Origin of the sequence: Luteibacter pinisoli (genome assembly GCF_006385595.1) — a bacterium.
Classification (GTDB): Bacteria; Pseudomonadota; Gammaproteobacteria; order Xanthomonadales; family Rhodanobacteraceae; genus Luteibacter; species Luteibacter pinisoli.
This window is the reverse complement of record NZ_CP041046.1, coordinates 866,567-877,476: the sequence shown is the minus strand read 5'-3', so window position 1 is coordinate 877,476 and position 10,910 is coordinate 866,567. Positions and strand designations below refer to the sequence as shown.

Sequence of the window (10,910 nt, the reverse complement as noted above, 5' to 3'; positions counted from 1 at the left end):
CGGGGGCCATCCCCGCCACCATGAAATCGCACAAATACCCAGACTTACCTTATTTACTGCTGCATAGCAGCAAGGCGTTCAGACGGCTATACGGCCACGGCTCGGCTACCGAAAGGCGCTGGACAATGCCATGCCCCTGTTGTACATCTGCGGACTAGTTCATTTGGATCGAGGCAAATGGACGTTTTGCGACGGAGCGCGGGGAGGGGCTCTTCATAGCTCCAGTAAACGAAAGCGGCGGGCACGTACCCGCTGCTACGGCCCCGTGTTGCCGTTTCTTTGAGGCATTGACCATTCGGGGAAGGCATGAAGACCCATTTTCTGTTTCGCAGGACTGCCATGGCACTCGCGCTGGGCACCTGTCTAGGCGGCGTCGGTAGCGCATACGCGCAGTCCACCACCGGTAACCTCAACGGCTCAGTCCCGGCCGGCGGCAACCAGACCGTCGTTGTCGACAGCACCAACGGCCTGCACCGCGAAGTCGCCGTTGACGAGCGTGGCCACTACTCCATCACCCAGCTTCCGCTCGGCACCTACAACGTCACGCTGATGCGCGACGGCACCGTGGTCGATACGCGCAAGAACATCCAGCTGCGCGTCGGCGCCAGCACCGATGTCTCGTTCGCCGCCCCGGCCGCCGCGACGGCCGCCGATGCCACCTCCCTGAGCGGCGTGACCGTCACCGGTACCTCGATCCCGCCGATCGACGTCACCTCGGTCGATTCGCGCACCGTCATCACCTCCGAGCAGCTGGCCAAGCTCCCGCTCGGCCGCAGCGCCGAAGCCGTGGCTCGCCTGGCGCCGGGCGTCGTGAACAACGGCGGCGGCTTCACCAGCGACACCGGCCGCTCGCTCGCCAGCTTCGGCGGTGCGGCGTCCAACGAAAATGCGTACTACGTCAACGGCTTCAACACCACCGATCCGCTCAACGCGGCCGGCGGCATCCAGCTGCCGTACGGCGCGATCGACCAGCAGGAAATCTACACCGGCGGCTACAGCGCCAAGTACGGCCGTTCCGACGGCGGCGTGATCAACCAGGTCGGTAAGCGCGGTACGAACGAATGGCACTTCGGCGCACAGATCCTGTGGGAGCCGAACTGGGCACGCGCATCGGGCCCGAACATCCATTACGTGAACACGCCTTCGTCGGCACCGGCCGGTGACCTCTACCAGCCGAAGAGCCAGAACGATAAGTGGGCAACCACCGTCAGCGCCTACGCCGGCGGCCCGCTGATCAAGGACAAGCTGTTCTTCTTCGTGGCGGCCGAGTTCGAGAAGGACGGCCAGCGCAACGTCAATGCCGTCGACAGCAGCACGCCCGCGTCGACCAACACGTTCGAGAACCCGCGCTGGTACACCAAGCTCGACTGGAACATCACGGATAACCACATCCTTGAGTTCACCGACGTCGGCGACAAGCGCTCCGGTAGCGGCACGCGCTACGGCTACAACTACGTCGACATGTCGCGCACCAACACCATCGGCCCGGTGAACAACACCAAGGTCGGCGGCGATTTCTGGAACGCGAAGTACACGGGCTACATCACCGACAACCTGACCATCAGTGCCCAGTACGGCAAGATGTCGGTGAAGAACTATGACCAGGCCGGCAACTACGATCCGGACCTGGCGCGCGTCGACAGCTCGGGCAGCCAGAACCCGGCGCTCAACGGCGGCAGCGCGATCAAGAACACCCAGGTCGCGGACATCAGCTCGCCGGGCCGTGGCAACAAGTCGAACAACCTTCGCTTCGACGTGCAGTACGTCGCCGGCGACCACACGCTGTCGGCCGGTATCGACAACGTCAAGTCGCAGGTGCTCGACTTCGGCACGTTCAGCCCGGGCCCGGGTTACAGCTGGGGCTACGGTTTCCAGAAGGATCCGACCGAAGCGATCGACAACACCCCGGGACGTAACTTCGTGCCGGCGCCGGCGCTGTTCCCGAACGGCGAGACCGGTTACTACGTCAGCAAGAACGTCAACTACAACCTGGTCAACGTGCGTTCCGACCAGAAGGCGCAGTACATCGAGGACAAGTGGCAGATCAGCGATCGCTGGCTCGTGACCGCAGGCCTGCGTAACGACCAGTTCACCGACTACAACCAGTTCAGCCAGCCGTTCATCAAGCAGACGCGTCCGCAGTGGGCCCCGCGCCTGGGTGCGTCGTGGGACGTGAACGGTGACGGCAGCTTCAAGGTGTACGCGAACGCCGGCCGTTACTACCTCGGCCTGCCGCTGAACCCGGCCACGGGTGCCGCCGCCGGTTACACCGCCACGCAGCAGTTCTACACCTACTCGGGCATCGCCGCGGACGGTACACCGACCGGCCTGACCCAGATGAGCGGTGTCGTCTCGGGTAACAACTCGTACGGTATCCCGCCTGACCCGCGCACCGTCGCCGGCAAGAACCTGAAGGCCGAGAACCAGGACGAATACATCCTCGGTTTCGACAAGCTGCTGGGTGACAACTGGTCGTACGGCGCCAAGGCGACCTGGCGCAAGCTCAATACCGTCATCGACGATTTCTGCGACATCGACCTCGTCACCTCGAAGGCCGAGGCCGAAGGCCACACCGTCGGTTCGACCAACAGCTGCTACCTGGTCAACGGTGGCCACGGCAACACCTTCACCCTGCTCGACCCGTCCGGCAACCCGTTCACGGTGGACCTGTCGCGCAAGGAAATGGGCATGCCCGCGACCAAGCGTAAGTACTACAGCCTTGAGCTCTACATGGAGCACCAGTTCGACGGCACGTGGTACGGCAAGTTCGATTACGTGTTCTCGCATTCGTTCGGCAACACGGAAGGCCAGTCGCGTACCGACTCGCGCCAGAACGGCGCCGCCGGCAGCATGGACTGGGACAACAGCTATGTGATGGATTACGCCAACGGCCCGCTCGGCAACGACCATCCGCACGTCTTCAAGGCGTTCGGCTACTGGCAGTTCGCTCCGGAATGGCAGCTCTCGAGCAACTTCCAGATCGCCTCTGGCGCCCCGGAAGTCTGCCTGGGCTACTACGGCCCGGACCAGACCGACCCCGCTCACTACGGTTCCGCGTACCACTGGTGCGATGGCCAGCCGTCGCCCCCGGGTGACAAGGGCCGCCTGCCGTGGACCTACCAGTGGGATCTGGGCCTGACCTACCGTCCGACCTGGGGCGACGGTCGCCTGGCGTTCTCGGCCAACGTGTTCAACGTGACCAACCAGCAGCGCGCCGTGTTCCGTTACCCGACGGAATGGCAGTCGCGTGGCACGCCGCACCCGCTGTATCGCGCGCCGCTGATCACGCAGGACCCGCGTTACGGCCGCCTGTCGGTCTCGTACGACTTCTAAACAGCACCACCGATCCAATCCCTGTGTGACGCTTGCGCCCACCTTTCGTCATCGGCTCCTCCCCTGCCGGTGACGAAAGGACCGGGCGCATTTTTTTATCGCGACGTGGTCACCACCGGCTTGCCGTCTTTCAGCTCGAAGCGGAACGCGTAATCGAGACTGAAGGGTGCCGTGCTGCGGGTTTCGCTGATCACGCCGTTCTTGCCTTCGTGCTCCTGCACGAGGGTCATGGGCGTATACGTCCAGCGCAGGGCGGCCTCGCGCGTCGCCGCGAAGTACGCGGCGTGGCTGGCGTCACCGCCCGCATCGAGGTCGCGCACGTCGGTGACCTTGCCGTCACCGTCCACGATGACCTTGGCATGCACGACCGTCGCTGCACGATTTTCCGCGATGAGAGACGCCGGGTACGCCGGCGGATCGTTGGTGACGGGCTGCGCGCCGAACGAGGTCTGGCCGTCCTGCATCTGGTATTCGCCCGCTTTACCGGCGGGCATGATTTCGTAGCTGACCTTGCCGTCGCGTGGTGGGTCGGCGGGCTTCGGCGGTGCAGTGGGCGGTTCGTGCGCACACGCGGTCAGCAGGAGGGGTAGCAGTCCCGCAAGGAGGCGGCGGGTCACCGGGCTTCGCCCGAGGCGGCGACCACCATCTCGATGTAACCCAGGATATCGGCGACGGACAGATCGAAGACGCCGGCGTCGCCGTTGTCGTAGGCCTGGCGCCAGACCGCGTAGCCGTCCTTCCACTGTTCGCCGGCATCGCCGTCGCCGACGTGCTCGAGCAGGCTCTTTTCCAGCGTGGCGCGAAGCACCGCCGCGTGATGCATGGCCGGCTGCAGGCCACCCGGCACCTTATGGTTGCGCAGCTTTACGCCCAGGATGGAGACGTGAAAGACCTCGCCATCCTCCGGCTCGATATCCATTTTCCGGATGACCACCCGCGAGTCTTCTTCACCGGGGCGGGTACGGTAGGTCCAGGCCTGGCCCGGGGTGTATGCCAGTCGCGTCATGCGTGCCTTCACTTGAGGGGGGGACGAACGCCCGATCTTAGACCACGGCGAGACCGGATGGGGCCACCTGCGGCGAGAGGCCCCGGGATGCCGTATCCTTATAGCCATTCGCCCGCACTCACCCCACGGGGTGCGGCGCCACGCGCCAGGCAGCGCGGCCCATGGGCCGCTTCCCCAGCTGATTCCAAGGCTTGCCGCGCGGGGCGCGGCGGCATCGACCCACTTTGTTCAGAGGCAACGCACACCATGGTGGCACTGGCGACCGAGCACGTCATCGACGTACATCACTGGAACGACTCGCTTTTCAGCTTCCGCACCACCCGTGACCCGGGGTTCCGCTTCGAGAGCGGGCACTTCGTGATGATCGGCCTGGAAGTGGACGGGCGGCCGCTGATGCGCGCCTATTCCATCGCCAGCGCGCACTACGAAGAGCACCTGGAGTTCTTCAGCATCAAGGTGCAGGACGGCCCGCTCACCTCGCGCCTGCAGCACCTGAAGCCGGGCGATCCGGTCATCGTCAGCCGCAAGCCCACCGGCACCCTGGTGCTGAATGACCTGAAGCCGGGCAAGCGCCTGTACCTGCTGGGCACCGGCACGGGCCTGGCGCCGTTCCTGTCGATCATCCGCGACCCGGAAACGTACGAGCGCTTCGACACCATCGTGCTCGCCCACGGCGTGCGCCGCGTGGAAGACCTCGCGTATTCGGATTACATCGAGAACGTGCTGCCGAACCACGAATACCTCGGCGACCTCGTGCGCGAAAAGCTCGTCTACTACCCGACGGTCACCCGTGAAGACTTCCGCAACCGCGGGCGCATCACCGATGCCATCGCCGACGGCGAGATGGCCCGTGCCACCGGCCTGCCGCAGATCAACCCGGCGGAAGACCGCGTGATGCTGTGTGGCAGCCCGTCGATGCTCGAAGACATCTGCGTGCTGCTGGACGGTGAAGGCTTCCAGGCCTCGCCGCGCACCCGTGAGCCGGGTGATTACGTGATCGAGCGCGCCTTCGTCGAAAAGTAAGGCCCGGCCGGGCCCGGCTCATTTACGAATCCGGCCCTGCCCTTCGTTGTCCCAGTAGCCGAAAATGCGCCTTGCAATGAGCTTGTAGAGGCGCTTGCCGGTAGCCCGCCACAGCCGCGAATGCGGGGCGGCCTGGGCGAGGATGCCGCGCTGGCGGGCACTCAGCCGTTCCGCCGCATACGTTCGCTTGTGCTTGAGCAGATGGCGCAGGTCTTCCCGCGCCAGCAGGCGGAACAGCGATCCGCGGCGGCCACGCGTCCACGCAATCTGGAAATCGACCAGCCCGGGGCTGCCATCCTCGCGGACCAGCCAGTTCGGCTCTTTCGCCAGGTCGTTGTGCACGATGCCCCGGCGATGCAGCACGGCCAGCAGGCGCAGGGCATCGCGGTAATACGCCGGATCCAGCGGGCGGCCCAGCTGCATGGGCTGGCCGGCCATGTAGCTGCGCTCCAGCACGCGGCCATTCCAGGCCAGCAGGCGCGGCACGCCATCGATGCCATCCAGACGCTTCAGCGCGCGTGCTTCACGCGCGGCGGCCCGGCGGGCAAACCCGCGCGCCCACCAGCGCGCCGCGGCGATATCACGGCGAATGAGTACGACGCCGTCGCGCTCCACGCGTTCAATGCGGCCGAGCTCGTCGGCCTTGAGCAGGGTGACGGATTCCGTCATCGCGTTCTGCACACGGTTCCTTCAGTTCGTTGACATCCTCTCCGCCACACGATGGCTACGCTAAGATGCGAGCCTCGCAGGGAGAGAATGCCGAAATGCTGGTGCGACACATCCTGTCGCTGGTCATCGCCACCGCCGGGCTCGCCGCCTGTCGCGACGGCGCCGACCGGACGAACGGTGGACATACGGCCCCGCCCGCGCAGGCGAGTGCCGACAAGGATACCCGTTCCGGCGAGGACGGCCTCTACACCATGGAATTGACCCTGCCCGACCTGCCGCCGCGGGCGGATGCCCTGCGCCACGCGATTGATCGCTATGTCGACCGGCAGAAGCGCGCCTTCCTGGATAGCCTGGACGCGCCCGGTGCGCGAGATCGCGCCCGTGAAATCCCGTGGGACCTGAACCTGGATATCGCCGTCTCGGCGCGCACGGACCGCTTCATCAACGTGCAGGTGGATGGCCAGGCCTTCACCGGTGGTGCGCACCCGGCGCCCATCGTGGACAGCTTCACCTTCGACAAGGAAGTGGGCCGCGTGGTCGGTATCCGCGAGATGTTTGCCGACCCGGATGGGGCGGAAACCGTCTTTGCCTCGGAAGCCCGGCGCCAGCTGATCACCCAGCTGGACGACCAGGACGAGCCGCTGGCCTCCGACACGCAGCAGATCGAGGAAGGCACGGCACCCGGCAAGGATCACTACCGTGTCTTCAGCCTGCTTACGGGGCCGGACGACAAGGTGCACGGCCTCACCTTCATCTTCCCGCCGTACCAGGTGGCGGCGTACGTGGCCGGGCCCCAGGCCGTGGACGTGCCCAGCCAGGCCTTTCTCTCCTACCTGAAGCCGGAATACCGCGAGGCCTTCCGCTGATGGACCTCGCCCTTTACCTGCTGGCCGCCGCACTGATCGTCGGCGGCGTGGCGGGTGCCGTGTTGCCCGTGCTCCCCGGTATTCCCATGATCTTCGGCGGCATCTGGCTGGCGGCGGCCGTGGACGAGTACCAGCACCTCGGCTGGGGCTGGCTGGTGGCCATCGGCATCATCGGCGCGGTGGGCGTGGCGCTGGATTTCGTCTCGGCGTCACTCGGCGCCAAAAAGATCGGGGCCACGCCACGGGCATTGTGGGGCGCGGGTGTCGGCACCACCGTCGGCATGTTTTTCGGCATCCCAGGGCTCATCATCGGCCCCTTCGCTGGCGCCGTGGCGGGTGAGCTGAGCTCGGGCAAGAGCATCCTGCGCTCCGCCCACGTGGGCGTCAGCACCTGGGTCGGCATGCTGGTGGGCATGCTGGCCAAGGTGGTCATCTCCTTCCTGATGCTCGGCATGGCCGGCGTGGCGCTGCTGCTCGCCTGACCCATCCGGTGGCACATGGCGGCCCCGCGACGTCCCGGCTAGTCTCCGGGTACTTCACTGGGGAGACACACATGTTCCGACGACTCGCTCTCGCTGCCGCGGTCACCTTTGCCGTGGGCAGCCTGCACGCTGAAGCCGCGCAGCCCGCCTGGATCGCCCGCAGCAACACCGATGCGCAGCTTCTGCTCGACCTCACCGCCCGCTTCAGCCCGGAATCGGCCACCGATATCGGCGTGAAGGGATACGACGAGAAAACGGCCGACCTCGGCCCGGATGTCGACAAGCGCCAGCGCGCCGCCCTGGTGGAACTGCGCGGCAAGCTCGACAAGCGCCTGGCGGAAGAGAAGGATCCCAACGTCCACCAGGACCTGCAGATCCTGCTCAAGCAGATCGACGGCAACATCAAGGGCATCGACCTCAACGACAAATACATGCTGCCGTGGTTCGACGCCGGGCAGATGATCTTCAGCGGCGAGTTCTCCCTGCTGAATGCGGAGAGCACGCCCGAGCAGAACGCCTCGGCGCTGGGCCGCCTGAAGTGCTATGTCGGCATGACCGCCGGCTGCACGCCGCTCGTGGACCAGGCGAAGGCGCGCACCACCGAGAAGCTCGGCGACAAGCAGCTGCTGGGCCCGGTGAAAGCCGATGTCGAACAGAAGCTGGGAAATACGCAGCGCTACGTCGATGGCATCCGCAAGCTCTTTGCCGAAAAGAAGATCAGCGGCAGCGACGAGGCGATGGCCAAGCTCGACAAGCAGCTGAAGGACTACAACGCCTGGGTGACGAAGACGGTGCTGCCGCGTTCGCGTTCCGATTTCCGCCTGCCCGAACCGATGTACGCCTACAACCTGGAGCAGGTGGGCCTGGACATCGCGCCGCGTGATCTCATCGCCCGCGCCGAGCTGGAGTTCATGGAAACCTCCTATGCGCTGCAGCAGCTGGCGCCGGTGGTGGCGAAGGCCGAAGGCCTGCCCGACGGCGACTACCGCGACGTGCTGAAGGCGCTGAAGAAGAAGCAGCTCGCGAAGGACCAGGTGGTCCCGACGTATCACGCCGTGATCGGCAAGATCGAAGACACGATCCGCAAGCAGCGCATCGTCGAACTGCCCAAGCGCGAACTGGCCATGCGTCTCGCCTCCGAAGCCGAGAACGCGCGCACGCCCGCGCCGCACATGGATCCGCCCCCGTTCATCAACAACACCGGGCAGCGCGGCACGTTCGTGCTGACCACGGGCAACCCGCCGGCCAACGGCGACAACTCGCAGATGTACGACGACTTCACCTTTGAAGCCGCCGCATGGACGCTTACCGCGCACGAAGGCCGCCCGGGCCACGAGCTGCAGTTTGCCGCGATGGTGGAACAGGGCGTCTCGCTCACGCGCAGCCTGTTCGCCTTCAACAGCGTGAACGTTGAAGGCTGGGCGCTGTACGCCGAAGCAGAGATGGTGCCGTACGAGCCGCCGGCAGGCCAGTTCATCGCCCTGCAGTTCCGCTTGCTGCGCGCCGCGCGTGCCTTCCTCGACCCGATGCTCAACCTCGGCCTGGTATCGCGCGATCGTGCACACGACATCCTCGTCCACGACGTGGGCCTGTCCGAGCCGATGGCGCGCCAGGAACTGGACCGCTACACGCTGAACTCACCGGGCCAGGCCACGGCCTATTTCTACGGCTACACGCGGATCCTGCAGCTGCGTGCGGAAACCCAGGTGAAGCTCGGCGACAAGTTCGACCGCAAGGCCTTCAATGATTTCCTGATCGCGCAGGGCCTGCTCCCGCCCGACCTGCTGGCCGACGCGGTGCGCACGCGCTTCATTCCGGAACAGCTGAAGAAGAAATAATCGCCGGTCAGTGGCCGGCAGCGTCGGGCAGTACGTAAAGCAGGATCGCGAGGTAATGCAGCACGCTGCCCGCCAGCACGAAGAAATGCCAGATAGCGTGCCCGTAGGGCATGCGCCGGGCGACATAGAAGGGAACGCCGGCGGTGTACGCCACACCGCCGGCGAACAGCAGCACCAGGCCCCCGGTCTGCACGTTCTCGCGTAGCGGCTCGATCGCGACGATGGCGGCCCAGCCCATCAGCACGTACATCACCACCGCGGCCTTGCGGTAACGCTTGAGCAGGCCGAGCTCCGCGGCGCTGCCGAGGATGGCCAGGCCCCAGATGGTGCCGAACAGGCCCCAGCCCCACGCGCCCGGCAACGCGAGCAGCGTAAACGGCGTATAGGTGCCGGCAATCAGCAGGAAGATCGCGATGTGGTCGAGGGTGCGCAAGACGCGCTTGGCCGGGCCACCGGTCACCGAGTGATACAGCGTGGACGCCGTGTAGAGCAGGATCAGCGTGCTGCCGAAAACAGAACTGGCCACCACTGAACGCGTGTCGCCATGCATGGCCGAAAACGCGACAAGCACCACCAGCCCGACAATGCTGAGAACGATGCCCAGCCCGTGGATCACGCTGCTCGCGACCTCTTCGCCGAAACCGTAGCGCGGATGCGCGCTGTCGAGGGTCATGGTTTTTCCGCGCTGCACAAAGTAGCTACCGAGGGTACCCGATGGCGGGCCCCGATGCGAAACATTCGCAATAGCGGGGCTTGCCACCGCGCGACGGGCGGTGTTCCATGCGGGTATGACCCTCGAACTCCTCTTGAACGTCCCCCGCCTGCCCCTGCAGGGCGCCGGCCTGCGCGCCGCCCTGGCCATGGCCTCGCGCATCGATGCCCGGCTGGATGCCATCCATGTGGTGGACATGCCGGCGGCCGCCTTCACGGTGCCGGAGGCGGTGCCGATGCAGCTGGATGCGGTGCGCCAGCGCGCCACCGACGCCCGGGCCGTCGCGAGGGACTGGGCCGACCTGCTCGGCGCCAACGGGCTCAAGGGCAAGTGGCGCGTGGGCAATGGCGATACGGTGACCCTGCTCACCCATGCCTCGGCGGGTTACGACCTGGTGGTGATGGAACGCTCGTCGACCATGCGCGGTGACGCACCGGTCGGCTTCGGCGTGGTCTCGCGCACCGTGTTCGGGGCCAGCCGCGGGGTGCTCGTGGTCCCCGACACCGCGCCGGTGGAGACCCTGGGCGAAAACGTGCTGGTGGCCTGGAGCGGCAGCCGCGAATCGGCGCTGGCGGTGCGCTCGTCGTTGCCGCTGTTGCGCAAGGCCGGCAAGGTCACGGTGGTGGACGGCAGCCGCGACGAGGAACTGGGTACCTGCGCCCTGCCCGATACCGACATCTGCGGCTGGCTGGATACCCATGGGGTGAAGGCCGAAGTGCTCAAGCTCGGTGAGGGAGCGCTGTCGGCGCCCGGCCCGGAACTGCTCAAGGTGGCCCACGAGACCGGCGCGGACCTGATCGTGATGGGCGCCTGGGGCCGCTCGCGTCTTTCCGAACTGGTGCTCGGCGGGACGACGCGCTTCCTCTTCATGCAGTCGGATATCCCGATGCTCGTTGCGCACTGATGAAACTATTGCAAGTTCGTTAACGCCCTGCCTAATCTGGCACCGGACCTGAACACGATCCCCGCCGGTCCCCACCG

The 10,910-nt window shown here is 65.9% G+C and carries 10 protein-coding genes; 6 read left to right on the top strand and 4 right to left on the bottom strand.

Annotated features, from left to right (window positions below):
* The first annotated feature begins 339 nt into the window (after positions 1 to 339).
* Entirely contained in the window at positions 340 to 3,333 is a 2,994-nt protein-coding gene (locus FIV34_RS03920; RefSeq protein ID WP_246058742.1) for a TonB-dependent receptor, read from the top strand.
* A gap of 95 nt (positions 3,334 to 3,428) precedes the next feature.
* On the opposite strand, the gene FIV34_RS03915 is transcribed toward FIV34_RS03920, so the two are convergent.
* Together FIV34_RS03915 and FIV34_RS03910 are read right to left on the bottom strand one after the other, a co-directional pair.
* Complete coding sequence (locus FIV34_RS03915; protein WP_139979869.1) at positions 3,429 to 3,950, bottom strand: energy transducer TonB; 522 nt, start codon at positions 3,948 to 3,950, stop codon at positions 3,429 to 3,431.
* A complete protein-coding gene (locus FIV34_RS03910) occupies positions 3,947 to 4,339 on the bottom strand; it encodes a hypothetical protein (RefSeq protein ID WP_139979867.1) in 393 nt (130 codons plus the stop codon). The genes FIV34_RS03915 and FIV34_RS03910 overlap by 4 nt, the downstream gene beginning before the upstream one ends.
* A 246-nt stretch (positions 4,340 to 4,585) precedes the next feature.
* On the opposite strand from FIV34_RS03910, the gene FIV34_RS03905 reads away from it, so the two are divergent.
* A complete protein-coding gene (locus FIV34_RS03905; protein ID WP_139979865.1) occupies positions 4,586 to 5,362 on the top strand; it encodes a ferredoxin--NADP reductase in 777 nt (258 codons plus the stop codon).
* A gap of 18 nt (positions 5,363 to 5,380) precedes the next feature.
* Here FIV34_RS03905 and FIV34_RS03900 read toward each other — a convergent pair whose 3' ends face one another.
* On the bottom strand, positions 5,381 to 6,031 hold the full coding sequence (locus FIV34_RS03900; RefSeq protein ID WP_139985671.1) for an RIO1 family regulatory kinase/ATPase domain-containing protein: 651 nt from the start codon (positions 6,029 to 6,031) through the stop codon (positions 5,381 to 5,383).
* A gap of 95 nt (positions 6,032 to 6,126) precedes the next feature.
* On the opposite strand from FIV34_RS03900, the gene FIV34_RS03895 reads away from it, so the two are divergent.
* The 3 genes from FIV34_RS03895 to FIV34_RS03885 all read left to right on the top strand — a co-directional run bounded on the left by FIV34_RS03895 (position 6,127) and on the right by FIV34_RS03885 (position 9,217).
* Positions 6,127 to 6,897: a DUF3298 and DUF4163 domain-containing protein gene (locus FIV34_RS03895; RefSeq protein ID WP_170207508.1), complete on the top strand. Its 771-nt coding sequence runs from the start codon at positions 6,127 to 6,129 to the stop codon at positions 6,895 to 6,897.
* Positions 6,897 to 7,379: a DUF456 domain-containing protein gene (locus tag FIV34_RS03890; protein ID WP_139979861.1), complete on the top strand. Its 483-nt coding sequence runs from the start codon at positions 6,897 to 6,899 to the stop codon at positions 7,377 to 7,379. Before FIV34_RS03895 ends, FIV34_RS03890 begins: the two co-directional genes overlap by 1 nt.
* Before the next feature lie 71 nt (positions 7,380 to 7,450).
* Positions 7,451 to 9,217 (top strand): DUF885 domain-containing protein, encoded by a 1,767-nt coding sequence (locus FIV34_RS03885; RefSeq protein ID WP_139979859.1) that lies wholly within the window; start codon positions 7,451 to 7,453, stop codon positions 9,215 to 9,217.
* Between the two features lie 7 nt (positions 9,218 to 9,224).
* Here FIV34_RS03885 and trhA read toward each other — a convergent pair whose 3' ends face one another.
* Positions 9,225 to 9,890, bottom strand: coding sequence for a PAQR family membrane homeostasis protein TrhA (trhA, locus tag FIV34_RS03880; RefSeq protein ID WP_139979857.1), 666 nt, complete (start codon positions 9,888 to 9,890; stop codon positions 9,225 to 9,227).
* Between the two features lie 115 nt (positions 9,891 to 10,005).
* Between trhA and FIV34_RS03875 the strand changes: the two genes are divergently transcribed.
* A complete protein-coding gene (locus FIV34_RS03875; RefSeq protein WP_139979855.1) occupies positions 10,006 to 10,833 on the top strand; it encodes a universal stress protein in 828 nt (275 codons plus the stop codon).
* Positions 10,834 to 10,910: the final 77 nt, after the last annotated feature.

Coding starts and splice junctions, on each gene's coding strand:
- FIV34_RS03920 (WP_246058742.1), top strand. CDS start 340: ATGGCACTCGCGCTGGGCACCTGTCTAGGCGGCGTCGGTAGCGCATAC.
- FIV34_RS03910 (WP_139979867.1), bottom strand. CDS start 4,339: ATGACGCGACTGGCATACACCCCGGGCCAGGCCTGGACCTACCGTACC.
- FIV34_RS03905 (WP_139979865.1), top strand. CDS start 4,586: ATGGTGGCACTGGCGACCGAGCACGTCATCGACGTACATCACTGGAAC.
- FIV34_RS03900 (WP_139985671.1), bottom strand. CDS start 6,031: ATGACGGAATCCGTCACCCTGCTCAAGGCCGACGAGCTCGGCCGCATT.
- FIV34_RS03895 (WP_170207508.1), top strand. CDS start 6,127: ATGCTGGTGCGACACATCCTGTCGCTGGTCATCGCCACCGCCGGGCTC.
- FIV34_RS03890 (WP_139979861.1), top strand. CDS start 6,897: ATGGACCTCGCCCTTTACCTGCTGGCCGCCGCACTGATCGTCGGCGGC.
- FIV34_RS03885 (WP_139979859.1), top strand. CDS start 7,451: ATGTTCCGACGACTCGCTCTCGCTGCCGCGGTCACCTTTGCCGTGGGC.
- trhA (WP_139979857.1), bottom strand. CDS start 9,890: ATGACCCTCGACAGCGCGCATCCGCGCTACGGTTTCGGCGAAGAGGTC.
- FIV34_RS03875 (WP_139979855.1), top strand. CDS start 10,006: ATGACCCTCGAACTCCTCTTGAACGTCCCCCGCCTGCCCCTGCAGGGC.